This window comes from Chitinophaga sp. W2I13, from assembly GCF_050434005.1.
Classification (GTDB): domain Bacteria; phylum Bacteroidota; class Bacteroidia; order Chitinophagales; family Chitinophagaceae; genus Chitinophaga.
The window spans coordinates 473,733-498,905 of sequence record NZ_JBNPWD010000001.1 but is presented as its reverse complement, the minus strand read 5'-3'; the positions used below and the strand labels follow the sequence as shown (position 1 = coordinate 498,905).

Below are 25,173 nucleotides of genomic sequence, written 5' to 3'. Positions count from 1 at the left end.
CGGAGAAACGAACAAGGAATTATTATCATAAGCTGAGGGAACGGTTTTCGACGATTCCCTCAGCTCGGAGAGGATTGTTATTTTGCCATGCCGCCGTTTTTAAACAGGGCATAAGCAGTTTGATAGTTGGCAATACTGTTTTTGAGAAGTGCGCTGTCCATTGCCGTGGCCCGTTGTTCATTGCGCTCTTTGTTCCAGCTGAAGCATTGCGCTTTTTGCTGCGGGCTGAGGATCAGCAGTTTACCCGGCTCCAGGTAACCCAGTTTTTGATAGGTACTTACCATGGCACGGGGCTGGTATCCCGGTTCCAGTACGTTTTCGCCGTAAAACTTACTGTTATAAGACCAGTGCAGCATGCCCAGGAGGGTAGGGTAAATATCTATCTGGGAGCACATGGCACTGATTTCCTGTGGCGCTACGCCCGGAACATTGTACAGGATACAGGGAATATGATATTTACTGATCTCTATTTCATTTTTACCGGCGCTGCTGGCGCAGTGGTCAGCCACAAAAATGATCACGGTATTTTTAAACCAGGGCTTGGTGCGGATCTTTTTCAGGAACTGCCCGATGGCGTAGTCGGTATACTTTACCGCGCCTTCACGGCTGCTGCCGGAAGGGATGTCTATTTTGCCGGAAGGATAGGTGAAAGGCCGGTGGTTGGAGGTGGTCATCACGAAATCGTAGAACGGCTTGCCGGCCGCATATTTCTGATCGGCGCTTTTAATCGCTGCGGCATAAATGTCCTCGTCGCATACGCCCCAGGCATTTTCGAACTGTACGGCGGTGTCGGGAATATTTGTGCGGGTGGTGGTGATATGATCATCCACCAGTTTATGACGGAGCCGGTCGGTAATATCATAGCCGTTGTTCCCAAAGTACTTGTTCATGTTATCGAAGTAGCCGTCGCCGCCATAAAAGAAGGTGCTTTCATAACCCTGCTGCTCAAATAACTGGCCTACGGAAAAGAGTTGTTCATTCTTTTTCCGGCGAACAATACTTTGCCCGGGAGTGGGTGGCACGGCGAGTGTAAGCGCTTCCATCCCTCTTACCGTACGGGTGCCGGTCGCATACATATTGGTAAAGAGAATACCTTCTTTGGCAATACTGTCCAGCACAGGCGTAATATGACCGGTGTTACCAAAGCGGTCCATGAAATCGGCGCTGAAGCTTTCAATGGTGACCATGATCACATTGGGCGTAACACGTGTACCCGTATCCGTTATACTCCTGTAAATATTGTTACCGGCAGTCAGGTAATGGCTGTCGGGCGATTGCAGCAAGGTGCGCATCCGGCTGAAGGCAGTGTTATCATCTTCCAGCAAATAATATTTATCGTAAGCCAGTTCATTATTCAGGTAGGCGGAAATAAATGAATACACACCTGCTTTGGATAACTCCTGTGCATACCGGTTTTTGCTTTTTTCGGCCCAGGTGTTATTGATGAAGAAAATGTGCAGGAGCATTAGCCCCGCCAGCCCGGCAAAGATGAGCAGCCGTTTCCCGAAAGGTGTGTGCGATTGGAAACTGTTGCGGAAAATACCCCTGCGGGCCAGCACCCAGGTGATGAGGGCGGTGAATAATAATACGCCGCCAATCAGCAATGGTAAAGGGTACGACTGGTTAATATTACTGATTACTTCATAGGTATAAATGAGGTAGTCTACTGCAATAAAATCAAAGCGCCCGGAGTATTCGCCCCAGAAGGTTAATTCTGCAAAAAAGGAAAATACAAGGATTACCAACGCCAGGAAAAAGCCGGTGTAAGTGAATATCCGGTTAAACAGCGTGTTATTGAGCCGTTGCGGCAGCAGCAGCAGGTAAAGGGCATAACCAATGGTAAAAAACAAAGCTACCCCGGTATCATATATCAGCCCTTTGCCATAAATGGCTGGTAAATGGGATAAGCGCAGCCCGGATTGAGGGAAAGCCCATACCAGCAATACAGTTCTAACGAGGAACGACAGGATCAGGAGTACGGCGCCAAAGCCCAGGAGCACCGCGTACCTGTTTTTGATGAATTTCATAGTGTACAGAAAATTAAAGACCGCGAAGTTACACTCTTCCTCATAAATTTAACTATAAATTAACTTTCAATGATATATTGATGATTCTTCCATCTACAGGCCCCCATAGTTGGGCAAATTCCGGATGCGTAATGGTGCCGGTATATAAGGGGGTGTTCTTGCCTTGCCTTGCGTCAAAAATGTTCTCCCCGTTGAGTACCAGGGTAACGTGTTCCCCCAACTGCCGGGAAACCATCGCAGCCCAGAACCAGTAGTCGGGTGTTTTTTGATTGTGATCGTCGTACTGATGGCCTATCCGGCTGTTTTCAATGCCGAAGCGCCATTTGCCTTCGATGCTGTAGGCCAGTGTACCGGCAAATTTGTCCTGTGGCGCAAACGCGACGTTGGTATGGGCAGCATCGTTGTAACGGGACACCGTGTGGTTGTATCCCAGGTACAGTTCCAGGTGATCCAGTTCAAAGCGGAGGTAGGTATCTGTACCAACACTGTTTACAGCGTAAGGCATATTCTGCAGCAGGTACATCCCCTGGCTGCCGGGTTGCAGCACCGGCAGGATAGGATCTTTGATATGTGTGTAATAGAGCGCCTGGTTCAGGGTCATGTCTACCTTACCCAAACTGGTATGGTAGTTCCCGTCAAAGTTAATACCCTGGCTGCTTTCCGACTTTATACCCGCGCTGAGCGGCAGCAGGTAGCGGTAGCCAATGGTTTGAGTCTGCGTGGTGAAAACAGCCGGTGATTTATAACCCGTGCCTGCACTCAGGCGGATGGACAGGTCATCTAGTGGTTTGTATACAAACGCCAGCCTTGGTAAAATGTACCATCCGAATTCATTGTGATGGTCTGCGCGCAGCCCGGCTTCTGCCATCAACTGGTCCGTGATCCGGAAACCATCCTGTATAAAGGCGCCTGCCGTGTTATACTGGTAGTTGCCGAGTAATGTGCTATCGCCTTTGGCGCGGTGGTATATTTCGCCGGTATTATTGATGCCGGCTACCCAGTTGTGCCGGCCGCTTGTTTTATGGTAGGCCGCTTCTGCATAAGTGCTGGTTTGATTTCCGAGCAGCGTAAAAGTTTCCACGTTGTTTTGCAGGTGGAAGAAGCTGCCTGCTCCTTTTATTGTTAAAGTGCCGCCGCCGAGGTTTTTCCGGGTGAATTGCAGCTCTGCGCTGTGTCTTTCGCTGTTATTGGTTTCTGTATACTGGTGGATGCCGGCCGGGGCATGATCCAGTACCTGCATATCGCCGCCTTCGCGTTTTTCGATGGTACCGGTATAGCCGGCCACCAATGTGGTTTGCGGATTGAGGTACCAGAAGAAGCGGGGGTGGAGCAGGTATTGACGCAGGCGCGGCACATCGCTGAAGCCGTCTTTATTTACGTCGCTGGCGTTTTGTGTGGTAACGCCGGCAAAGAGGGTGATACCGGTTTTGCCGTATTTTTCCGCATAGTAAGCGTTCACGTTGGTTTCTTTCAGTGTACTACGATTAACCAGTACTGTTAGTTCAGGTTTACTGCCGGGCGTTTTGGCAATGAAGTTGATGATCCCGGCAATAGCGCCGCCACCATAGAGAGTGGAAACAGATCCTTTTATAATTTCTACCTGTTTAAGATCTAATGGCGGAATGGACAGTACACCGAAATTGCCGCTCAATCCTTCGTACACCGGCACACCGTCACGCAGCAGCTGGGTGTATTTACCGTCCAGTCCCTGCATGCGGATGGCATTGTTACCACTCACTGCAGAGGTATTCTGAATATGGATTACAGACAGGTCGCCGAGGATACTGGCCACGTTACCCGGTTTTATGCCGCTTTCTTCCATCATATCTTCTCTTCCCAGTACTTCTACTTTCATGGGCAGGTCTTCAATACGGCGGTTATCCCGGGGTAGAAGAAATCACTACTTCTTCCAGGTCGGATACTTTGCTGATGGTGGTATCTTTCGCCGGTGGCTGTGTGGTGTCTTTAACGGGAACGGGCACACGATTTTGTGCGGTTACAATGCCTGTTGCGCTCAATAAAATGATAGCCAGTATTACATGTTTCATATGCTCCTTTGTACTGCAAAGAAAAACATGGAATCTGGAGCAAATCTGAACGGTGGGTTATAGGCTTACACGGAAAGTATGCTGACCATTTGCATAAAAATAGGTAAGATGGAAATGATAAGAGTCTGCCATTTTTTTAACAATGGCAAGTCCCAGTCCGTTGGAATTAGAGTAGCCGTTGTTGTGTTTTTTGAAGCGCTGGAACAACACGTTGGCGGGTATTTCAGGCAGATGGCTGGTGTTGGCAATAGTGAACGCCTCGGGTGTTAACTGAATAGTGATGCTGCCTTGCGGATAATTATATTTGATGGCATTCCCGAGCAGGTTGCTGACCAGTATATCGGTGAGTGCGGGATGCAGCGGCCATGGTGCGGTAGCGGTTATTTCTTTATGAATGTGCAGATCTTTCTCTTTGATAAGTTCTTCAAAAAGCAGCAGGTATTTTTCAACGACGGTGCAAAGGTCCGGCTGTTCTGTTAGCGGGTATTGCTGGTTTTCTATTTTGGCCAGCAGCAACAGGTTGTGATTGAGGCGCGACAGGCGTTGCAGCTCATCATAGCTGGTGAGGATGCTGTTTAGTTGTATTTCAGAGAGGGTATCGTCCTGCAGCAATAATTCCAGTTTGCTTTGGGCGATAGCAAGGGGTGTTTGCATTTCATGGGCTGCATCTTCCGTTAACTCTTTTATACTGGTGTAATCGTTGTGAATACGGCTGGTCATGGCGCTGAGGGCGGTATTCAGCCGGTTAAATTCATGGGTGGCAGCTGGTTCAAAAACGGTGGCGTCCAGTTTGTTCAGTTGCAGCTTTTGTATTTTGTCGAGCGACCGGTAAAACGGTTTCCATATGCTTTTACTGATCAGCCAGTTGGAGAGCAATGCAAACAAGAGTAAACCACCAAAAGCCGCCAGCATTACATGAATGATGTTTTTTACCAGGTCATCTTTTTCTATCAGTGATTTACGGAGTACCAGTTCATAATTTTTGTTATGCAAACTGATTACCTGCGATAGTTGCCGGAAGGGCGCGTAGGTATTTTCCGGTTCCTGGTAAATGTTTACGCCTTTCAGGTGATGTGTTGGCTGCGCCGCGTCGTTCGTAGGATGCAGGTTAAATTCCGGTGTTTTGATACTAAAAACCGGGTTGTTCACACTGGCGGTATCAAGATACCGCATCCACTGGAGTTTGTCATTCACCAGTTCCTCATCTGTTTCATATTTTATCTCCTGATTGAATTCTGTGTACAGGTAAAAAGCGCCTGCAGTAAACACCGGGAGCATGATCAGTAAAAAGTATAGGGTTGTTTTTGTCAGCAGTTTCATGTGCGCAATCTTTTAAGGGATGTTATCCGAAGCGGTAACCGGTTCCGTATACTGTTTTGATATAATCTTCGCCGCCTGCTTCCAGCATTTTTTTCCGGAGATTTTTAATATGGGTATAAATAAAATCATAGGAGCCGGCCTGGTCATATTCATCGCCCCAAAGATGTCCTGCCAGGGCGGATTTGGTGACTACCCGGTGTTGATTGGCAATAAAATACAGCAGCAGCTGGTATTCTTTCCCGGTGAGGGTAAGGGATTTATGATGAACCAGCACTGTTTTGGAGGCGGGTTTTATGGTGATTTCCTGGAAGTTGACGGTGGTATTGCCGTCAAAGTTTTTCCGGCGTAAGATGGCATTTACCCGTGCATTGAGTTCTGAGAGATGAAATGGTTTGGTGAGATAGTCATCTGCACCGAGTTCAAGGCCGTTAAGTTTATCTTCCAGGGAGTCTTTGGCAGAAATGATAATGATGCCGGCTTTGGACTCCAGCAGTTTCAGTTCCTTTACCACGTCCAGGCCGCTGCCTTTTGGCAGGCCGATGTCTGCCACTATGCAGTCGTAGTCAAATTCATTGACCTTATCAATGGCCTGTGGAAAATCTGCTGCCAGTTCACAGATATATCCCTGGTGTTCCAGGTATTCCTGTATACTGGCCCTGAGAGCCGGTTCATCTTCTATAATCAGCACTTTCATAGGCTAAAAGTAGGTATAATTCCTAAAGGAATTCTGTAGCAGCATTCTGCAATCCCATACGGGTTTTTCATCATTTTTTGGCAGGAATGAAAACTATGTACTCCTGTATTTCGTAAATACAATACCGATATCAAACCATTCATTCAGGCATTCTTATGAGTACTTATTTTAAAATGGTGGCAGATAGGCTATTACTGAAAAAGTTGCCGGAAGCAGCCATCACACAACGAAAGGTTTCAGATGATGACACGAGGGAGTTGTGTGCCCTGATGGACCATATTCCCAATGCGAAATCAGTGGCAGCAATGTACCGTCAGATGATGAGAACGGGCCGGCTCACCGAGCGTTATACCAGCGGGGATCCTGGCAGGAGGTGGCTCGAAGTGGAGCAAATTGTGCTGAACCGGAACGAGAGAAAGAAAGAAAACAAACGCCGGCTCATATGGATGATGGTGGTTTTCATCACGGTTGGTATTGCTTCCTATTTCGGAGGCGTTTATTTGCTCGCAAAAGGAAAGCACCTGGCTGTCCAGGTATGGGGATAAAATATATATTTTATACACTTATAATATGGCTGAATAAAAACGTCCCGGCAGTACATTACTGCCGGGACGTTTTTATTCAGCCCATTTCCGGTATTATTTTCTTTCAGGCATCTTTACACTCAATGGCTTTTCATTGCGCAACATGCTGGCGGCTTCGCCGGTTAGCCAGAGATAATGATCTGAAGGCTTCCCATCTAAGTTGATAAACGGCGTGGTGCTGCTTACGGGAGGCTGATCGCTTCCTTTAAATATCGCAGTGGCTTCATTTACTTCATCAAACATGGCCACATACAGCATGCTGGCGCCGGCAGTTAAGGCGGTAGAAATTTGCTGCCAGTAAAAACGTCCGCCCTGGCGGGGAATAGAGCCCACGGGTTTTATATCGTCCGGGAATTCATAACGACTGAGGTTGTGCCAGCTAAAGCCCGGATATACGCAGGGCACATATTCCAGGTGGTTGGCGCGGCACCAGGCCAGGTCGTCGATGAGGTTATCGCGGTAGCGGTCCATATCATTGTGAAGCAGCGGGGAATACCGTTGTACCGTCCAGGGCAGCACCAGGTCGGCTTGTTTGATGATGGTATGCAGGTAAGGATCAGGGAGGCAGTCGGCGTTCAAAGTGCGCCAGGCGGTGGGTACGCCCAGCATAATGGCACAGCCGCCATACACCGGGTCATTTTTCAGGAAATCGATGAGCCTTTCGAGGCCAATATTACGGAGATTATACGGGCGGTCAGGAAAGCCAATTCCCCAGATGGCTACTACCGGTTTGCCGTTTTGCTGCAAATAAGTTTTGGCGCCGGGCTGGTTGGTTACTTTCAGCTGATCCACCAGGTACTTCCAGTCTTCAATAATAGCGGAACAATCCTCCCCTGTGGCACTTAACCCGGAAAGGTCATACATCACGGCGATGGCCCTTTTATATTTCGAAGCTGCTGCGAAGGCATTTTTCAGGACAACGGAAGAGACGCTGTCGCGGCGTTTGGCATTATTAAAAAAGCGTTGCATGAAAACGCCGTCAACCCCATACTGCTGCATCCACTTGAAGTGAATGTCTACGGTGCTTTTGTCGTAAGAACTGAAGAAACGTGCGGGCTGGCCGTTGGCGAGCTTAAAAGGCGTGGCGTATGTTTTTTCATATTCGCTTACATCGGGCCACATGTCTATTCCGCTGCGGGTTTCATCGCCATAGGAAAAGCGCCGGGCGCCGGAGCCGTCACCTTCGGCCCGGAACCATCCCTGGTAGCCGGCCATCACCAATCCATGATAAGTTGGGTACTGTGATTCCCTGCTGTGTTTCAATTGTGCCTGGGCGGGTATGCTCAGCAGGAGGAGGAAAGCTAGTAAGATACGCTTCATATATATACTGTTTGTTATTAACGTGGAACCTGCTTTTAAAAAGAGGAGAACCCGGCTTGCCCGGATTCTCCAAAGGTTTTGCATTCACCTTAGTTGTGTATCCCGGTGATATTCCCCGGAATAAGATGCAAGTAAAGCGGGAAGGACTAACAGGAGCGTTAACAAAGCATTAATTGCGGGCATTAATGGCCTATTTACCGGATTAATTTCCGAAAACGGCAAATTGACGAAGGGGAATCGCGGTATTTAGCAGTATCTTTTATTTTTCGTGCGAACAGCATGGCGGAATAATATTTATCTTTCTGTATACGCAACCCAATGTTTTATGCCCGTAAAAACAAACAGATTACTATTCCGCGTTGTTACTGTATGGCTGTTGATGATTTTTGCAAATGATGCAAGCAGTGCCCGGGATATTTGCGGTGGAATAGCCACGCGCGAATGCCGCAGCACTTCAGATACCAACCGCAGCAAGCCTGCCTTTGCAGCGTTGGTGCTGTATGAAGGCGGCGGCCACCATGTGGCGTTTTCAAAAGCAGCCAGGGTATGGCTGGACAGCCTCGCAGCGAAGAAACAATTTACCCTTACCTATATCAACAACACTGATGCGATTAATGATGACTATTTAAAGCAGTTCCGGCTTTTTATCCAGCTCGACTATCCGCCTTATGGATGGAAGCCTGCAGCTGCAGCAGCATTTGAGCGATATATTCAAGAGGGCCGCGGCGGCTGGATCGGGTTACATCACGCCACTCTGCTCGGTGAATTCGACGGCTTTCCTATGTGGGATTGGTTTTCGGCATTTATGGGCGGCATCCGGTTCACGAACTATATTCCTGAGTTTGCCAACGGGAAGGTAGTAGTGGAAGATAAAAAGCACCCGGTGATGAAGGGCATTACATCTCCCTTTATTATTAATAAAGAAGAATGGTATACCTACAATAAAAGCCCCCGCCCGCAGGTGCATGTGCTGGCCAGTGTGGATGAAAGCTCCTATGTGCCTGCTTCTGACAGGAAGATGGGCGATCATCCGGTGGTATGGACCAATGAACATTATAAAGCCAGGAATATCTATATTTTCATGGGGCATGGCCCCGGGTTGCTGGATAACCCGGCATACCTGCAATTGTTACAGAACGCTATTTTCTGGGCAGCCGGTAAATAACAGGATGTGGAAGTTTTAGTAACTTTAGCTGCTGCGTAGGAAGAGCCTTTCTTTGGGTGAGTTATAAGAAAAAATAAACCATATAAAATGGAGAAAAAATTTCTTATCAGCGGTATGCTGTATTGTTTGCTCCTGCTGCCGTTGCTTTTAAACGCACAGCCACTTCCCATTGGCGCGGCTGCACCGGATTTTACGCTGCCGGCTACAGACGGGAAAAACTATTCATTGTCTTCCTTTTCCAGGGCGAAGGTACTGGCAGTGGTTTTTACCTGCAATCATTGTCCTACTGCGCAGGCGTATGAAGACAGGATAAAACAACTCACCTCAGACTATGCCGGCAAAGGTGTGGAGCTGGTGGCGATTATGCCTAACAACGCGGAGGGGTTGCGGTATGATGAGCTGGGATACACGGATCTTGGGGATTCTTTCGATGATATGAAACAGCGCGCAAAAGACAAGCAGTTCAACTTTCCTTATTTGTATGATGGTGACAGCGAGATAGTTTCACGGGGCTATGGTCCTATTGCAACGCCGCACATTTTCATTTTTGATAAAGACAGGAAGCTGCGTTACCAGGGAAGGATTGATGATATGGAGAATCCTGCAAAGAAGCCAGGGTCGATGGATGCACGGAATGCTATTGATGCCTTGTTGCAGCAGCGGGAGGTGCCGGTAGCGGTCACCAAAGTATTTGGTTGTTCTGTGAAGTGGAAAGATAAAAGTGGCAGCGTGGAAAAAGCAACGCAGGCCTGGGCGAAAGAACCGGTGAACCTGGATACGGTGTCGGTGGACGGTATTAAGGAGCTGCTGAAAAATACTTCTTCCAATCTGCGGCTTATTAATATCTGGGCTACGTGGTGTGTGCCTTGCGTGGCGGAGTTCCCGGAGTTTATTATCCTGGCCAAAACGTTTAGTGAGCGTGATTTTGAGTTTGTAAGTGTTAGTGCAGATGAACCGGAGAAGAAAGATAAGGTATTACAGTTTTTACAGAAGAAGCATTCTTCCGGGAAAAATTATCTTTTCAGCGGGAAAAGTAAATATGAATTGATTGAAGCTGTTGACCCCAAATGGCAGGGCGCATTGCCGTATACTATTTTAGTGGAGCCCGGTGGAAAGATCGTATATGCGCAACAGGGAGAAATTGATCCTGTGGCGCTTCGAAAGTTAATTTTTCATAACCGCATGATCGGCCCCATGTTTAAATAGATCGGTGTCCGGCCATTTTGTGGCGGGATCGTTCACTGCCTTCCACAGCAATCCATCCAGGTCGTTGAAGAAGCTGCTGTCGGTACGCGTGTTGCAAAGCATCACCCAGTTGAATCCTTTTTGTGCGCGTATTACTTCGCTGGCAGTGCCGGGCAGGGAGCCGGAGTGCCACCAGTTGTGATAAGGATTTACAGCCCATCCCAGGGCGTAACCGGGGTTGGCTTCCGAGCCGGTAGTCATAGCAGTGACAGACTTTGCAGTGAGTATGTCCGGAGGTAATGCGAAGCCATCTACATGAACGAGCAGGCGTGCAAGGTCGGCAGCGCTGGCTATCCATCCTCCATGCGCATCCATGCGGGTAATGTTATAGATGTATGGTTGTTCGCCATGCTGGCCGTAGTATACTACCTCATTTGATTTCCGCTCTGCCAGGGTATTGCCGCCTGTTTGCATGGCTGTGATGCCACAGGGTAGCAGCACTGCTTTTTTTACATACGCTTCATACGGCATACCGGATACTTTTTCAATTATACGGCCGAGGATACAGTACCCGAAATTGGAATAGGCGTATACTGTTCCGGGAATATTGTCCAGTGGCTGATGATCAATAGTCCACGAAATCAGCTGGGCGGCGCTCATGTGCGGATGGCTGAACATGGGATCGGTACCGTTGTTGGTCCAGCCGCCGGAGGTATGTTCAAGCAACTGCCGTACCGTGATATTTTTCAGGTCTTCCCGGTAGGGCGGTGTGCCGTAAGCCGTGCCCAATAAAGCATTGGGGCCAAATACATGGTCGTTCAGCGACAGCTTTTTTGCTTCTGCCAATTTTAATATAGCCGTGGCCGTTATACACTTCGATACGCTGGCAATGCGGAACAGGTGTTGGGAATTTACGGGGATATGTTGTGTGGTATCTGCATAACCGTAGTTGCCGGTATATACCAGTTTGCCTTTGTAAGTTACTGCAACCGCCATTCCCGGCACGTGGTAGCGATTCATGAAAGCATGTACGGTGCTGTCTATCTGCGGGAGGGGTTGTGCGGCAGCGGTATTCACTGCCAGCAGGCATAACAGCAGTATACGGGTATATCTCATAAAATTAAGGTACAAAAATATTTCCTTCCAGGTAAGTCTTGCAGGTACCGCCTATCAATACGCGTTCGCCGGCATCCACGCAGTAAAGCTTTCCTGTTCTGGGGGATACCTGCAGGGCGATCATTTCTTTCTTATCCAGCTGCCGGCTCCAGAAGGGGATGAGCGAGCAATGTGCAGAGCCGGTAACAGGATCTTCAAAGATGCTGGCCTGTGGGGTGAAGAAACGTGATACAAAGTCCACTTGCTTTCCTTTTGCCGTAACAATAATGCCGCCGGGGTCGAGGTTGATCTGGTCGAGGATGGCCTTATCCGGATGCAGGTTGCGTACAATTTCTTCGTCGTGATACACGAGGATATAATCCCTTGCTTTCAGCACTTCCATGGGGTATACGCCCATTCCTTTGAGTATTTCCGGAGGAAGGGATGCGGGTACTGGGGGCCTTGACGGGAAGTTAAGGGTGAGCAGATCGTTGTGTTTGGAAACGGTAAGCGGTCCGCTTTGCGTATGAAAAGTGAGTTGGTGCATATCCCATCCGAGGTGATTGAACAGCACATGTGCGCTGGCCAGTGTGGCATGTCCGCAGAGGTCCATTTCTATTTCGGGCGTGAACCACCGGAGCTCATAGTGTCCCTGTTGACCGGTGGGAATAAAGAACGCGGTTTCGGGCAGAAAATTTTCCGCCGCAATTTTCTGCAAGGTATCTGTTGGCAGCCATGCTTCCAGGAGACATACTGCTGCGGGGTTTCCGCCGAACAGTTCATTGGTGAAAGCATCTACCTGGTAAATGGGTATATGCGGCATGGAAATCAGTTTTGGTGTTGTACCGTAAAGGTATTGCTTTTTTGAGCGTGTATCTTCCGGGGGAGGGTGCATGCCCAGAAGAGCAGTCCTGTGGCGCTGATAGCGGCGCCGAGTATGCATACGGCTATCCATCCGGCGAAGGCATATATAGTAGTGGCGGCAATGCTTCCCACGCCGCTGCCGATGGAATAAAAAAGCATGTAGCCCGCTACCATGCGGTTGCGTGATTCCGGTCTGATGTTGTACAGCATACTCTGGTTGGTAACGTGCACCGCCTGGATGGCCAGGTCCAACAGGATGATACCGGCAATAAGTGCTGTCAGCGAATAGGTGGCAAAGCCGAGCGGGAGCCATGAAACCAGCAGTAACAACAAGGCGGCGCCGGTGGTGCGCTGGCCGTGGCCACGGTCCGCCAGTTTACCTGCACGGGCGGCTCCTAATGCACCTGCCACCCCGATTAAACCAAACATGCCAATCGCGGTAGCCGGAAAGGAATACGGTGGCGCACTAAGTGGTAATACCAGCGACGACCACAACACGCTGAAGGCTGCGAAGATGAAGAAGGCAAGAATAGCGCGTACCCTAAGAATGGGTTCTTCCAGGAATAACCGGAATACAGACAGCAGCAATTGCGGGTAGCTGGTATTGGCTTTCTGCGGGTCGTGAACGGGCAATACGCGGTAAAGGACACCGGCGGTGAGAAGCATTAATGCAGCGGAAAAAAAGTATACCGAGCGCCAGCCGGCGATGTCTGCAAGGGTGCCGGAAACGGTGCGGGCGAGCAGGATACCCAATACTACGCCGCTGGTCACCAAGCCCACAATACGCCCCCGTTCTGCCGGGGCGGCCAGTGTGGCGGCATAGGCCACCAGTGTTTGCGTAACTACCGCCAGCAATCCTACGGCTGCAATGCCACCGAGGAAAGGCAGTTTGGCCGGCGACCACGCTACGGTAAGCAATGCAGCCACTGCCAGTAGCAGTTGGGTTACAATCAGTTTGCGGCGGTTGAACAGATCGCCCAACGGTAATAGTAGGAGAAGCCCGAGCGCATACCCTGTTTGCGTAATGGTAACAATGATGCCCAGTGAGCGTGACGGAATATGAAGATCGTTTCCCATTGTGTTCAGCAAGGGCTGGGCATAATAAACATTGGCAACGGCGAGGCCGCAGGCCACCGCAAAAAGCAGCGCGGTAAACCGGGTGAATTTTTCCATGAGTGAATTATGTGTTTTGTACTGTATGGTACAAAATAGGTCATAAAAAAGGGGATACGATGTCCCCCTGGTTAACCGAGTATTTTTAATTGTGTTTCTATCAGTTCGGAGAGAGCTTCGTTATCCGGGTAAATCCGCCGGGTAATACCAAGTCCGTTCCAGTTATTGAGGAGCAGGCGGGCCAGCAGTGGGGGCGGCAGTTTGGAGTGCAGGGTGCCTTTTTGTTTTCCGCGCAGCAGTGCATCCAGGAATAATGCTTCCAGTCCCTGCAGGTGAGTGGCGGCCCTTTTCATCATAGGGTTTTCCACGTTGGAAAGCTCTGCTACTGCGTTGCCGAAGATGCAACCTTTCTGGTGCCTGGTTTTGGTGCTTTGCGCTACCCTGCGGAAAAATTCCCGGATGTAATCCACCGGATCCACGGCGGCGTCCAGTTCTCTTCTGAACTGTGCAATCGCCTGATCACTATGTTGCGCCAGCGCCTTTTCATACAGCTCTTTTTTACCCCCTTTAAAAGCCAGGTAAAAGCTGCCCTTACCTATGCCCATAGCAGCGAGCAGGTCTTCCGTGGAAGTAGCCTCATATCCCTGGCGCCAGAAGATTTCAGCCGCTTTGCTGAGCACTTCCCCGTCGTCAAATATTTTCGGTCTGCCTGACATCTCTCTCTCTTTTACATGACAAAGATATATTCTTTACCAAATAGTACAAAATTTTTCCGGCATAAAAAAACCTGCGGAATACGCAGGTTAATCTTTTGTGTGGAAAATATACCGGTTAGTGATGCGGAGTTTGTGGGTGAAGCAGCTGAAACAATTCTCTTTGCAGATCATCATTATGAAGATTGTTTAACTGCTCCGTTGAAATTTCGTAAAAGGCAGTTTTCTTGCCTAATACGCCTATCACAAACGTGTGTCCGGCCTGCACCGGTTCTGCGGTCTGGGGGTGTTTTTTTGATAGTGTTACCACTACATCTTTGAATTTTGACATGTAGTGAATATAACAAAAATTCCGGATTTTGGGTAAAATCACGGATCAGCTCATTCTTACCCCATGCAGTAATTTTTCCATCGCGTTTTGTAAAGACCCTGCCCTGGTTACTTCTCCCGAATTCACAAAAAAGATCTCATCGGCATTTTCAATGGTATTCAACCGGTGCGCAATGATTACCCGCGTAGTATTTTCCGGCAGCTTTTCCAGGATTTCTCCCAGCAACTGTTCGGTAACGGTGTCAATATTGGCGGTGGCCTCATCCAGGATAAGGAGATCGGGTTTACGCAATACTGCCCGCATAAAAGCAATCAGTTGTTTTTGTCCCAGGCTCACACCATCTCCGCCGGAAAACACTTTTGTTTCCAGCCCGTTTTCAAAAATGGCCAGCAGTTTTTCCAGGTTAGCTTCCCTGATCACTTCTGTAAGCTGTTCGTTGGAAAAATCTTTATATGCCGGGTTGCCGTATAGGATGTTTTCTTTCACGGTGCCGGTAAACAGGAAAGGTTCCTGCAAAATGAAACCTATTTTCCGGGAACGTTCATCGGCATCATAACTGCGGATATCCCTTCCATTCAGTAATACCATCCCCTGCGTAGGATCATACAAACGCGCAATGAGTGATGCCGTGGTGGTTTTGCCGCCGCCGGTTGGTCCTACCAAAGCATAGGTTTTCCCTTTCTCCAGCGACAGGCTGATGTTATGTAATATTTCCCTGCCTTCGGGGTAACCAAAATGTACATTCCGGAACTCCAGTAATGCTGATGAGTCGCTGTAATCCTTGCCGGCATTCACTGTAACAAGATCCGTTTCCAGTCCGAGTATTTCGGAGATCCGGTCCCAGCCAGCCATCGCCACCTGGAAGTTGGCCCACAATGTAGCCAGTTGCCTTAACGGATTATAGAAATAAGTGGCATATGCCAGGTAACTAACGAGCAGGCCTATACTAAATTCTCCCTGGGTGATCAGGTAGATACCGCCGGTTAATACCAGCAATTGTGCAATACTGGCGCACATGGCATAAAAAGGGAGGAACACATTGTTGGCAAGCCCGGTGCCAATGGCGCTCTGGTAGTTTTTTTCATTGGCATCCTGGAAGCGTTGGCGGAAATAATCGCGGCGGTTAAAGGCTACAATTACTTTGAAGTTGCTGAGACTTTCCTGAATTTCTGCACTCATATTACCCACCGTTTTCAGGTTGGCTGCATTTTTTCTTTTTACCCAGGGAGATAATACCCTTGTAAAGAGGAGTATCAGCAAACCGGGCGCCAGTGCGGCAATGCCGATCTTGTAATTGATGATCAGCAGGAAGATACCGGCGCCGATCATAGTAGAAATGTTACCAATAAACTGCATCAGCGATTGTGAAAAAAACTGGTTGAGTTTATCCGTATCATTATTTACGCGGGAAATAAGGTCTCCTGCTTTATTCTGGTTAAAGAAGGCTACGGGCAGTTGCTGTATCTTACTAAAAATAGCATTCCGGAGGGTAAATAAGGTACGCTGACCAACGCCGCCCATGAGCTTTGTCTGGAAGTAACTGGTGAACAGCGCCATCAGGTAAATGCCCAGCAGGATGCCTGAAAAGATCAGTACGCCGTGGTATTGCTTATGCTGCACATAGTGATCGATGGTATAACCGATTAAGAAGGGCCCGAGCAGGTTGAGTATAGAATTCAGCAGGATGGCGGTTAAAGCCACTGCCAGGTTTCTTCTTTCGTGGGAAATCAGCTTCAGCAAATTCCTGAATGCGGAGTAGTTGGATATCTTCTGCTCCTTCTCCGTAAACTTATTAAGATTGTAATTCATAGTTGCTGGTGCTTTGTTGGGAATTAAAGATCTGCACGTACTCGGGGCTGGTATGGAGAAGTTCTTCATGTCCGCCGGTGGCGATAATTTCGCCCTGCATGAGCAGGATGATCTGATCGTAATGCGTTACTGAAGAAATTTTCTGTGTTACAGACAGGAGTGTGATGCCCGGGTATTCCACCTGTACGTTTGCCAGGATCTTTTTTTCTGTATTGGTATCTACACGGGCGGTGAAATCATCCAGCAGGAGGATCTTCGGGTTAATGGCCAGCGCGCGCGCCAGCATGATACGTTGTTTTTGTCCGCCGGAAAGACTGGCACCTCTTTCTGAAACAATGGTATCCAGTTTTTCGGGGAGCGCTTCGGTAAATTCCTTTAGTTCGGCGGTGTGCAATGCCTTTTCCATGGCCGCTTCCGTAACGGTTTCGTTGAATGCAATATTTTCCCGGACGCTCATATTAAAAATGATACTGTCCTGGAATACAAAGCCAACCTGGCTGTGAAAGGATTCGCTGTTATAATCTGCTACCGGGCGCCCATCTACCAGCACCGTGCCGGAGGTAGGTTTGATTAACCCTGTGAGCAGGTAAAGCAGCTGCGTTTTACCTGCAGCAGTAGGCCCGATGATGGCTACTTTTGATCCGGCTTTTATGGAGAAGGAAATATCTTTGAGCACTGGTTTCTGACCGTAGTTAACGTTCACCTGCTGAAATTCAATATCTCCCTTAACAGGTGCCGTCAGAGAACCTGCGGGCATAATGTCGGGCATATTGATCACGGCGCTGATCCTTTGATAGGAGGCAGTGGCCTGTGCAATAATATTGCTCATAAAACCGATGACCAGTATCGGAAAGATCAGAAGGGCGAGATAACTGCTGAACGCCGCAAAATCGCCCAGGCTCATACTGCCGGTGATAACGAAATGCCCGCCCAGCGCCAGGATGATCAGGTTGGCAATGCCGGCGGTAAACGTAATCACCGGGATCAGTCCTGCGAAAAGTTTTATGATGGATAACCCGAAGTCCATCGCTTTACCGTTGGCGTCCAGGAATTTCTGGTATTCCAGTTGCTGCGAGTTGATCACGCGGATCAGCGCGGCGCCGAGTATACTTTCGTTGATCACTTTATTCAGCCAGTCCATTACTTCCCGGCTCTTGATGAACAGGGATCTCACTTTACGCAGTACCAGGAAAAAGGTAACGCCTATTACCGGCAGCGTGGCAATCACAGCCAATGCCAGTTCCCAGTTGATGGTCAGCAGCAGGATGCTGGCGCCTATAATAATAAATAAGGAAGATACCAGTGAAACGATGGCCTGGGAAACAAACAGCTTGATAGAATCCACATCGGCAATCAGGTTGGTGAGCAGCCGCGAGGGGTTGGCTTGTTCCACCCATGCGTAACTCTGACCGGATATTTTATCTGATATTTTAGTGCGCAGGTTACGCGCCACTTTTTCAGATACATAGGTTTGTATGATGTTCTGCAGATAGGTAAACACCAGGATGATGATGACCGCCACCATAAATTTTATGACCAGCGTATTCAGCTGGAAGGTGCCATGTTCGTAGCTGTCGATGCCGTTTCCTATAATTTTGGGCAACCACAGGTTGAGGCCATTGCTCACCAGTGTAAACAGGATCAGCAGGCTAACCATACCCATATATGGTTGCAGGAGACTGAATACACCGGCTTCTTTCTTTTTACTACCCTCTTCTTGTTTCATTTTTAACTGGTATGTTTAGCAGGACGCGGCTTTAAAGGTTTCCACATGAGGACGGATCCGCTCCGCAAATATTGTATAAATATCTCAACAAGATATTGTTTTTTTAGCGGTTTAGGGAACGCATTCCGGTGAGGTATCCGGAGAAGGAGTGGGGTGGAGAAGGAAAGAAGAACCAGCGCAGGTCCCTGCCCGTTGGGAGATGCGCTGGCTTTTGATTTAAATAGTGACAGCCGCCTTCTTTTTTTCGTAGATGGCGCTGGCCAGCCAATAAAATTCATCCATAAACCTGGCTGCTGATTTGAGCGTATGCTCGCTGGTTAGGTCGTGTGTATCATTGAATGCGCCGTACACTTCCGGCACCAGCAGTTTTACCGGCAGTGCGTAAGCGCCTACGCTGAGGATCACCTGTTGCAGTTGTGTAGCTGCGTTGATGCCGCCCAGTTTTCCTGCACTCACTGTAACAATACCGATGGCTTTCCTGGAAAATTCGCTGTAAAAATAATCCAGGGCGTTTTTCAGTACGCCGGAAAAACTGCCGTGGTATTCCGGTGTAACAAATATCAGGGCGTCTGCGGCGTGCAGGCGCTGGCTCAGTTCTTTTACAACCTGTGGCAGCTGGGGATGTACGCCTACCCGTTCTTCCAGCATGGGCAGCGGGTTTTCGGCCAGGTCTATGAGATCGGTTTCCAATCCCTTGCCCTCTAATTGCTTTTGCAGGTAATGGGCAATTTTCTGTGATTGCCTGCCCTGCCGGATGCTTCCGATTAATATGGCTATTCTCATTGTTTTTATTTTTTGTGAAGACATGCAGCTACCTGTACTGAAAATGATGTTTCAGCAGTAACCGGTTATTGCATTGTTTGGTTGTTACCAGCCGGAGGGCCCTGCCGGCTGGTATATGGGAGCGCAGTATGCCGCTTTTTCATACCTGTGTTTGCGCACCGCACAGGTATAAACCCGCGGAAGTCTATGCCCGCGTTGCGTATCCAACTAGTCGTTTTCTTTATGGAACAAAGATAGTATCTTTGCTGAATAAACCAAATAAACACTTTGTTTATTATGAATAATAACTTTGCCGATAATGAGCGGGCGGTATGGATACTGAAAACACAAGGGCCACAACCCTTGTGTAAGTTGGCAGAGGAGCTGAAAGTAACGATGGAGGGCGCACGGTTTCAGTTGCTCAAACTGGCAAATGAAGGATTGGTGCAGGCCACCACCGAAGCCAAAGGCAGGGGCAGACCCAAACAGATCTGGTCGCTCACGGAGGCGGGCAACGCGCGTTTCCCCGACCGGCACCAGGACCTGGCATTGCGGCTCCTGTGTAATATGAATAAAACACTTCCCTCTGGTGTGATGGACGAAGTGCTCGACGCCACAGCCCAAAGCACCCTCGAAAAATACCAGGAAGAGCTGAAAGGCATCACCAGCCTGGAAAGCCGTGTAAGTATATTAGCGGATATCCGTAACCGTGAAGGATACATGGCCGAATATATCAACGAAGGAAACAGTTATCTCCTCGTGGAAAATCATTGTCCCATTCAGGCCGCGGCCAGCTGCTGCAGCCGCTTCTGCCAGTCGGAACACGAGATGTTTACACGGATACTTGGAAAGCATGCGAAAGTGGAGCGGCTGGAACATATACTGGGAGGGCAGCGGAGATGTGTATACAGGATCACGGGGAAATGATGCTGATCTTTACTATATTTTCCCCCTATCTATAAATAAATCAGCTTTTATCGGTATTTTTATACCGATAAATCATCGTTTATATTGCCAGGAGGGTGTTTCCAGGGATGATAGAGGAGTATTCAAACAAGGAGCATATTTTACTGCAAAAGTTCGCTGGTGGAGAACAATCCGCTTTCCAATTCATTTTTAACCAGCATTACAAAGCATTATGTTATTTTGCCTTTACCATTGTTGCGGACGCACAGGAGGCGGAAGACCTCGTGCAGGAAACCTTTTCAAAGCTCTGGGATAAACGCGGCGACTTCAAATCTGCCGCCAACATAAAAGCCTTTCTTTTTATCGCCACCAAAAATGCCTGCCTCAATTTTTTGAAAAGCAGGGAGCGGCTTAATGTAAAGGAAAAAGAATTTTCTTATTTACAGGAAGAACAGGTCACCACGGAAATAGCCGGATTTGATCCGGTACTCACCGAAACGGAAATCATTCAGCAGTTGTACCGGGAAATAGAACATCTGCCCACCCAATGCCGGCGGATTTTTAAGATGAGCTATCTTGAAGGAAGAAAGAATGAAGAAATAGCCACCTCCCTGCAAATCTCCTACAATACGGTGAGGGCGCAAAAGCTCCGGGCGCTTAAACTTATCAGGAGCAGTCTCATTAAAAAGAACATACTGCCCTTACTGGGCATCTATATTACCCTTCTCAAATATTATTATAATTATTACTGATCCTGTTAGCCCGTAAAATTTTTTTCAGATTTATTTAATCGAAAGTAGTTTTTTATTGTTTCTATAGTAAAAGAGGTGAGTTGGAAATAGATCAAAACAGTGAAACAAATCCATTATTGCAGCGGATAGCCTGGCTGATAGGCCGTTATCAGCAGGGTATACTGACAGCCGCCGAAGCCGAAGAGCTGCGGACCTGGTGTGATGCCTCCGCGGAGAACCGTCTTTTTTTTGAACAGATGACCGACCCGGATATACTCCGTGATAAATTGTTGCAATACGAGAAATTTGATGTTACTGCCGGCTGGAACACTTTCAGTGCAAAGCATTTCCCGGTAAAAGATAATGTGCCGGTACGCCCGTTGTATCGCTGGTGGACCGCTGCTGCGGCTGTTTTGCTGTTATTGGGTGCAGGCTTATATTTTCTTCGCCCTTCCGCCCCGCCTGCCCCGGTAACGGCCCTTTCCACCACGTCTATTATGCCGGGTACCAGCAAAGCCACGTTAACACTGGCAGATGGTTCGGTAATACCGCTGGATAGCAACGGTAACCGCGTGATCACACAACAGGGTGCCCTTATTCACCTGAATAATGGTCAGCTGCAATACAACGCGCAGGATTATTCTGCACAAACTATGCTGAACACACTGGCTACGCCAAGAGGTGGACAGTTCCGCCTCACGCTGCCGGATGGTACCAGGGTATGGCTGAATGCAGCTTCCTCAATTACTTTCCCCACTGCATTCCAGCAGGGGAAAAGGGAAGTGGAGATAAAAGGAGAAGTTTATTTTGAAGTGGCTGCCATGGCGAAAATGCCTTTTCAGGTAAAAGTGGGCCACCAAACCAACATAGAAGTATTAGGCACCAGTTTTAATATCAACGCCTATACAGATGAACCAGGCATCAAAACGACCCTTATACAAGGAGCCGTAAAAGTAAATGCAGGCAACAATTCCAGGGTATTATTACCCGGTCAGCAGGCATTGGTAAAAAGTCCTGGAAATATCGATATCGTAGCGCATGCAGATACAGCTGCGATACTGGCCTGGAAAAAGGAAGAATTTAATTTCCGCGATGCAGACATCCCCACCGTGATGCGTCAGCTGGCCAGATGGTATGATGTAACAATTGTTTATGCAGGTAATATCCCTGCCCGCCGGTTCCAAGGGGAAATTCAACGTAATCTGCCACTGTCGGATGTTTTGGAAGGACTGCAAAGTACCGGTATCCATTTCCGCCTGCAGGGACGCAGCATTATCGTGGAACCATAATGTTTTTTTTTTAGCTATTGTCAACTGAACATTTATGCACCACCAACTTCAGAGATTGTAATGCCGCTATACGGATAAAAAAACCGGAGGTGATTGGACCCACCCCCGGCGAATATGTCCGGATGATAGTAGCACTAAGCTTGTACATACTTGAATACTGATTATCCATCCTAACAAATGCAAATCTATGCAATTGAATTATTATGGTAAAGTCCTTTCTATGCCTGGACTTTCCCCAACCAAAATTGCACTTACTATGAGATTAACGATTGTTCTCATGATTGTGGCGACATTGAAAGTATCTGCGGGTGCCTTCGGTCAAACAGTGTCTGTATCGGTGAAAAACGCGCCGATGGAAGAGGTGTTTACCTCCGTAAAACAGCAAACCGGCTACCTGTTCTTTTACGACCGGGACTTGCTGCGCACCGTGAAACCGGTTACCATCAAGGCGGAAAACACCAGGCTGGCAGACTTCCTTACGGAAATCTTTAAAGGCCAGCCACTGGATTATACGATCAAAGACAAAACAATTTTCATCAAAAAGAAAGCGCTGCCCGCAGGCAGCAACAACATCAGCACCGCACCGGAAGCCACTCAGCAACCGGTGACGGGTGTGGTGAAAGATGCCGCAGGTAACCTGCTTATCGGGGTAACCATCAAGGTGAAAGGCTCTAATATTGGTACCATCACGGATGAAAACGGACATTTCTCTCTCGCAGCAGGTCCCGGCGATGAACTGGTGTTAACCTACGTCGGCTACGAACCATATACTGTTCGTATCGGGAACTATGGCCCATTACAGCTGTTCCTTCGCCAACGCGCCAGCAGCCTGGACGAAACCGTGGTGATTGGCTACGGCACCACCAGCAAACGCAATAACACCGGATCGGTATCCAGCTTAAAGGCGGAAGACATCGCTTCACAGCCGGTAATGGACCCGCTGGCCGCGATGCAGGGCCGGGTGGCCGGTATGCTGATATCATCTTCCAACGGTTTACCCGGCTCCAGCTTTAAAGTAGTGATAAGAGGACAAAGCTCTATCGATCCTGATCATAAAAATGATCCCCTTTATATCATCGACGGTGTGCCCTTTTACTCCGAACCGCTGAACCAGTTTACTTCTGCCAACGGCAGTCAAAGCCCGCTGGCCACCATCAATCCTTCAGATATTGAACGTATCGATGTGCTGAAAGATGCAGATGCTACTGCCATCTACGGTTCCAGAGGTGCTAACGGCGTGGTGCTCATCACCACCAAAAGAGGTAAATCAGGCAGAACACAGGCTAACTTCAACGTATATACGGGCGCCAATAAAGTAGTTAATACCGTAAAAATGCTGAATACGCCGGAGTACATTGCCATGCGTAAAGAAGCCTATAAAAATGATAATAAACCATACGACGAGGATATTGCACCAGACCTCACCCTTTGGGATCAGCATCAAACCACCGACTGGCAAAAGTTCATGATCGGCGGTACCGGTCACACTACGGAAGCACAAGGCTCTGTGTCCGGCGGCAGTGAACAAACACAGTTTATGTTAAGCGGCACTTATCATAAGGAATCAACAGTAATGCCCGGAAGCCTCGGCTACCAGAGAGGCGCAGGCCATTTTAATTTAAATCATAACAGCACCGATGGAAAGTTTAACATCAGCACCTCTGTGAATTATTCGGCCAATAAAGATAATTCGCTGGCAAGTGATCTCACTACCTTCTTCAACATGTCTCCCAATTATCCGCTGTATGATTCTACCGGTAAATACTATTGGTTTGGAAATGCGCAAAATCCACAGGCATACCTGTTGCGCCGGTCTGAAATAAATACCAATAACCTGGTGGCTAACAGTACCATCAGGTATACCATCCTCCCGGGATTGAATCTGAAAACCAGCCTGGGTTACAACAAATCCAATATGAGGCAGGTGCAGGTATATCCGGATGCCACCTTTAACCCGATTACTTCCACCGGGAGCATGTCATATTTTGGTACTTCCGACATTGGATCTTACATCATTGAACCACAGATAGATTATAACAAAACCATCGCAAAAGGTGAACTGCAGGTAATGGTGGGCGGCACCTGGCAACAAACCATTACCCAGGGACAGTCCGTAAAAGCAACCGGCTTTTCCAGTGATGCGCTGCTGGAAGATCAACAGGCGGCCAGTCTCGTCATCCCTAATCCATCACAGTACGCCTTTTACCGTTACACATCCGTTTTCGGCAGGATCAATTACAACTGGGAAGGAAAATATTTAGTGAATGCCACCTATCGCCGTGATGGCTCCACCCGCTTTGGCCCCGGCAACCGCTTCGGTAACTTCGGCGCCATAGGAGCCGCCTGGATATTTACCAAAGAAGGTTTTATGAAAGATGTGGGTTTCCTCAGCTTTGGTAAACTTCGTGCAAGCATCGGCGTTACTGGCAACGATAACATAGGAAATTACAAGTACCTCGACAGCTGGACCTCCAATCCTTATCCTTATGATGGGGTATCCGGACTAACACCTTCCCGCTTAGCCAATCCATTGTATAAATGGGAGGAAAACCGCAAAAAGGAAATTGGACTGGAACTGGGATTCCTGAAAGACAGGATTCTGTTTAATACCAACTATTATCATAACATATCCGGTAATCAACTGGTGGAGGATCAGCTACCACCACAGGTAGGCTTTCCGTCTATCACCGCCAACTTCCCGGCATCCGTGCTTAACAGCGGATGGGAATTTGAAGTGAATACTATTAATATTCAGCGACCCGGCTTTACCTGGAAATCATCCTTAAACCTGACGGTAAGTAAAAATGAATTGAAATCGTATCCGGGTATTGAAGGCTCTATTTACAAAGATATATATGTGGTAGGACAATCATTAACTATTGTAAGAGGATATAAGTTCATGGGAATCGATCCTGAAACAGGATTGGCGCAGTTCTACAGCAACAGCGGCACTACTACGGATCCGGCAGAGTATGACGACTATGTAACACTGGGTAAAACAATGCCGGCCTACTACGGCGGGTTACAAAACAGCGTTACCTATAAAGGTTTCAGCCTTGATTTCCTGCTGCAGTTTGTAAAACAGGAAGGCCCGCAAATCGGCTATGGATACAGTAGTCCTGCCATCGGCTCGTTCGCCAACCAGGACCTGCGTGCGCTGGACCGCTGGAAGAATAAAGGCGATAACACGAATGTACCCGGCGCTACTACTTCCGCAGGAACGGCTAACTACAGGAACTACAGCCTCTCTACCGCCAGTTGGGGCGACGCTTCTTATATCCGCCTGAAAAATGTTTCGGTGAGATATGACCTGTCGAAATATACCAAACGTTGGAAAGTCAATAACATCAGCGTTTATGCGTTAGCGCAAAACCTGCTCACCTTTACCAACTATAAAGGTCTTGATCCTGAAACCCAGGGCATGGTAATGCCGCCATTAAAAGCGTATACCATCGGGTTACAATTTGCTTTATAAAGAAATATTCCTGTTT

General features: G+C 48.3%; 21 protein-coding genes. 7 read left to right on the top strand and 14 right to left on the bottom strand.

The window, feature by feature from the left end:
- Positions 1-77: 77 nt before the first annotated feature.
- Genes QFZ48_RS02015 through QFZ48_RS01995 form a run of 5 tightly spaced genes read right to left on the bottom strand, consistent with a single transcriptional unit; the run spans position 78 to position 6,089 of the window.
- Positions 78-2,027: an LTA synthase family protein gene (locus QFZ48_RS02015; protein WP_429046154.1), complete on the bottom strand. Its 1,950-nt coding sequence runs from the start codon at positions 2,025-2,027 to the stop codon at positions 78-80.
- A gap of 52 nt (positions 2,028-2,079) precedes the next feature.
- On the bottom strand, positions 2,080-3,888 hold the full coding sequence (locus QFZ48_RS02010) for a TonB-dependent receptor plug domain-containing protein (protein WP_429065446.1): 1,809 nt from the start codon (positions 3,886-3,888) through the stop codon (positions 2,080-2,082).
- Between the two features lie 16 nt (positions 3,889-3,904).
- Positions 3,905-4,075 carry a hypothetical protein gene (locus QFZ48_RS02005; protein ID WP_429060910.1) on the bottom strand — a complete coding sequence of 57 codons (171 nt, stop codon included), beginning with the start codon at positions 4,073-4,075 and terminating at the stop codon, positions 3,905-3,907.
- 57 nt (positions 4,076-4,132) lie between these two features.
- Entirely contained in the window at positions 4,133-5,395 is a 1,263-nt protein-coding gene (locus QFZ48_RS02000) for a sensor histidine kinase (RefSeq protein WP_429060907.1), read from the bottom strand.
- A 22-nt stretch (positions 5,396-5,417) separates the two neighbouring features.
- Positions 5,418-6,089, bottom strand: coding sequence for a response regulator transcription factor (locus QFZ48_RS01995; RefSeq protein WP_429046160.1), 672 nt, complete (start codon positions 6,087-6,089; stop codon positions 5,418-5,420).
- A gap of 155 nt (positions 6,090-6,244) precedes the next feature.
- Between QFZ48_RS01995 and QFZ48_RS01990 the strand changes: the two genes are divergently transcribed.
- Complete coding sequence (locus tag QFZ48_RS01990; protein ID WP_429046162.1) at positions 6,245-6,634, top strand: hypothetical protein; 390 nt, start codon at positions 6,245-6,247, stop codon at positions 6,632-6,634.
- Positions 6,635-6,727: 93 nt separating this feature from the next.
- Here the strand turns inward: QFZ48_RS01990 and QFZ48_RS01985 are convergent, their stop codons facing one another.
- Positions 6,728-7,993, bottom strand: a complete 1,266-nt coding sequence (locus QFZ48_RS01985; protein ID WP_429046164.1) for a glycoside hydrolase family 71/99-like protein — start codon at positions 7,991-7,993, stop codon at positions 6,728-6,730.
- A 325-nt stretch (positions 7,994-8,318) separates the two neighbouring features.
- On the opposite strand from QFZ48_RS01985, the gene QFZ48_RS01980 reads away from it, so the two are divergent.
- Both QFZ48_RS01980 and QFZ48_RS01975 read left to right on the top strand, forming a co-directional pair.
- Complete coding sequence (locus QFZ48_RS01980; RefSeq protein ID WP_429046165.1) at positions 8,319-9,158, top strand: ThuA domain-containing protein; 840 nt, start codon at positions 8,319-8,321, stop codon at positions 9,156-9,158.
- A gap of 87 nt (positions 9,159-9,245) precedes the next feature.
- Positions 9,246-10,364: a redoxin family protein gene (locus QFZ48_RS01975; protein WP_429046166.1), complete on the top strand. Its 1,119-nt coding sequence runs from the start codon at positions 9,246-9,248 to the stop codon at positions 10,362-10,364.
- On the opposite strand, the gene QFZ48_RS01970 is transcribed toward QFZ48_RS01975, so the two are convergent.
- The 8 genes from QFZ48_RS01970 to QFZ48_RS01935 all read right to left on the bottom strand — a co-directional run bounded on the left by QFZ48_RS01970 (position 10,323) and on the right by QFZ48_RS01935 (position 18,777).
- Positions 10,323-11,459, bottom strand: a complete 1,137-nt coding sequence (locus QFZ48_RS01970; RefSeq protein ID WP_429060904.1) for a serine hydrolase domain-containing protein — start codon at positions 11,457-11,459, stop codon at positions 10,323-10,325. The two genes, QFZ48_RS01975 and QFZ48_RS01970, sit on opposite strands and share 42 nt — an antisense overlap.
- Positions 11,460-11,463: 4 nt before the next feature.
- A complete protein-coding gene (locus QFZ48_RS01965; protein WP_429046170.1) occupies positions 11,464-12,261 on the bottom strand; it encodes a PhzF family phenazine biosynthesis protein in 798 nt (265 codons plus the stop codon).
- 5 nt (positions 12,262-12,266) lie between these two features.
- Positions 12,267-13,475, bottom strand: coding sequence for an MFS transporter (locus QFZ48_RS01960; protein WP_429060901.1), 1,209 nt, complete (start codon positions 13,473-13,475; stop codon positions 12,267-12,269).
- A gap of 71 nt (positions 13,476-13,546) precedes the next feature.
- Positions 13,547-14,131 carry a TetR/AcrR family transcriptional regulator gene (locus QFZ48_RS01955; protein WP_370911578.1) on the bottom strand — a complete coding sequence of 195 codons (585 nt, stop codon included), beginning with the start codon at positions 14,129-14,131 and terminating at the stop codon, positions 13,547-13,549.
- Between the two features lie 115 nt (positions 14,132-14,246).
- Positions 14,247-14,459, bottom strand: a complete 213-nt coding sequence (locus tag QFZ48_RS01950) for a hypothetical protein (RefSeq protein ID WP_079468513.1) — start codon at positions 14,457-14,459, stop codon at positions 14,247-14,249.
- A gap of 45 nt (positions 14,460-14,504) precedes the next feature.
- Positions 14,505-16,268: an ABC transporter ATP-binding protein gene (locus QFZ48_RS01945; RefSeq protein ID WP_429060899.1), complete on the bottom strand. Its 1,764-nt coding sequence runs from the start codon at positions 16,266-16,268 to the stop codon at positions 14,505-14,507.
- The gene (locus QFZ48_RS01940) at positions 16,252-17,994 is read right to left on the bottom strand and encodes an ABC transporter ATP-binding protein (RefSeq protein ID WP_429060896.1); all 1,743 of its coding nucleotides are present in this window, start codon (positions 17,992-17,994) and stop codon (positions 16,252-16,254) included. Before QFZ48_RS01940 ends, QFZ48_RS01945 begins: the two co-directional genes overlap by 17 nt.
- A gap of 216 nt (positions 17,995-18,210) precedes the next feature.
- Complete coding sequence (locus QFZ48_RS01935; protein WP_429046177.1) at positions 18,211-18,777, bottom strand: NADPH-dependent FMN reductase; 567 nt, start codon at positions 18,775-18,777, stop codon at positions 18,211-18,213.
- 276 nt (positions 18,778-19,053) lie between these two features.
- Between QFZ48_RS01935 and QFZ48_RS01930 the strand changes: the two genes are divergently transcribed.
- From QFZ48_RS01930 to QFZ48_RS01915, 4 genes are all read left to right on the top strand, one after another.
- Positions 19,054-19,683, top strand: coding sequence for a helix-turn-helix transcriptional regulator (locus QFZ48_RS01930; RefSeq protein ID WP_429046179.1), 630 nt, complete (start codon positions 19,054-19,056; stop codon positions 19,681-19,683).
- Between the two features lie 95 nt (positions 19,684-19,778).
- A complete protein-coding gene (locus tag QFZ48_RS01925) occupies positions 19,779-20,414 on the top strand; it encodes an RNA polymerase sigma factor (protein ID WP_429046181.1) in 636 nt (211 codons plus the stop codon).
- Positions 20,415-20,494: 80 nt separating this feature from the next.
- Positions 20,495-21,682, top strand: coding sequence for a FecR family protein (locus QFZ48_RS01920; RefSeq protein ID WP_429060893.1), 1,188 nt, complete (start codon positions 20,495-20,497; stop codon positions 21,680-21,682).
- A gap of 256 nt (positions 21,683-21,938) precedes the next feature.
- Positions 21,939-25,157 (top strand): TonB-dependent receptor, encoded by a 3,219-nt coding sequence (locus QFZ48_RS01915; RefSeq protein WP_429060892.1) that lies wholly within the window; start codon positions 21,939-21,941, stop codon positions 25,155-25,157.
- Positions 25,158-25,173 lie beyond the last annotated feature (16 nt).

What these genes read in the sequence shown, in the direction of transcription:
- QFZ48_RS01970 (WP_429060904.1), bottom strand. Translation starts at nt 11,459, where the DNA reads ATGAGATATACCCGTATACTGCTGTTATGCCTGCTGGCAGTGAATACC.
- QFZ48_RS01940 (WP_429060896.1), bottom strand. Translation starts at nt 17,994, where the DNA reads ATGAAACAAGAAGAGGGTAGTAAAAAGAAAGAAGCCGGTGTATTCAGT.
- QFZ48_RS02000 (WP_429060907.1), bottom strand. Translation starts at nt 5,395, where the DNA reads ATGAAACTGCTGACAAAAACAACCCTATACTTTTTACTGATCATGCTC.
- QFZ48_RS01965 (WP_429046170.1), bottom strand. Translation starts at nt 12,261, where the DNA reads ATGCCGCATATACCCATTTACCAGGTAGATGCTTTCACCAATGAACTG.
- QFZ48_RS01990 (WP_429046162.1), top strand. Translation starts at nt 6,245, where the DNA reads ATGAGTACTTATTTTAAAATGGTGGCAGATAGGCTATTACTGAAAAAG.
- QFZ48_RS01930 (WP_429046179.1), top strand. Translation starts at nt 19,054, where the DNA reads ATGAATAATAACTTTGCCGATAATGAGCGGGCGGTATGGATACTGAAA.
- QFZ48_RS01915 (WP_429060892.1), top strand. Translation starts at nt 21,939, where the DNA reads ATGAGATTAACGATTGTTCTCATGATTGTGGCGACATTGAAAGTATCT.
- QFZ48_RS02015 (WP_429046154.1), bottom strand. Translation starts at nt 2,027, where the DNA reads ATGAAATTCATCAAAAACAGGTACGCGGTGCTCCTGGGCTTTGGCGCC.
- QFZ48_RS01955 (WP_370911578.1), bottom strand. Translation starts at nt 14,131, where the DNA reads ATGTCAGGCAGACCGAAAATATTTGACGACGGGGAAGTGCTCAGCAAA.
- QFZ48_RS01975 (WP_429046166.1), top strand. Translation starts at nt 9,246, where the DNA reads ATGGAGAAAAAATTTCTTATCAGCGGTATGCTGTATTGTTTGCTCCTG.
- QFZ48_RS01980 (WP_429046165.1), top strand. Translation starts at nt 8,319, where the DNA reads ATGCCCGTAAAAACAAACAGATTACTATTCCGCGTTGTTACTGTATGG.
- QFZ48_RS02005 (WP_429060910.1), bottom strand. Translation starts at nt 4,075, where the DNA reads ATGAAACATGTAATACTGGCTATCATTTTATTGAGCGCAACAGGCATT.
- QFZ48_RS01960 (WP_429060901.1), bottom strand. Translation starts at nt 13,475, where the DNA reads ATGGAAAAATTCACCCGGTTTACCGCGCTGCTTTTTGCGGTGGCCTGC.
- QFZ48_RS01950 (WP_079468513.1), bottom strand. Translation starts at nt 14,459, where the DNA reads ATGTCAAAATTCAAAGATGTAGTGGTAACACTATCAAAAAAACACCCC.
- QFZ48_RS01985 (WP_429046164.1), bottom strand. Translation starts at nt 7,993, where the DNA reads ATGAAGCGTATCTTACTAGCTTTCCTCCTCCTGCTGAGCATACCCGCC.
- QFZ48_RS01935 (WP_429046177.1), bottom strand. Translation starts at nt 18,777, where the DNA reads ATGAGAATAGCCATATTAATCGGAAGCATCCGGCAGGGCAGGCAATCA.
- QFZ48_RS01945 (WP_429060899.1), bottom strand. Translation starts at nt 16,268, where the DNA reads ATGAATTACAATCTTAATAAGTTTACGGAGAAGGAGCAGAAGATATCC.
- QFZ48_RS01995 (WP_429046160.1), bottom strand. Translation starts at nt 6,089, where the DNA reads ATGAAAGTGCTGATTATAGAAGATGAACCGGCTCTCAGGGCCAGTATA.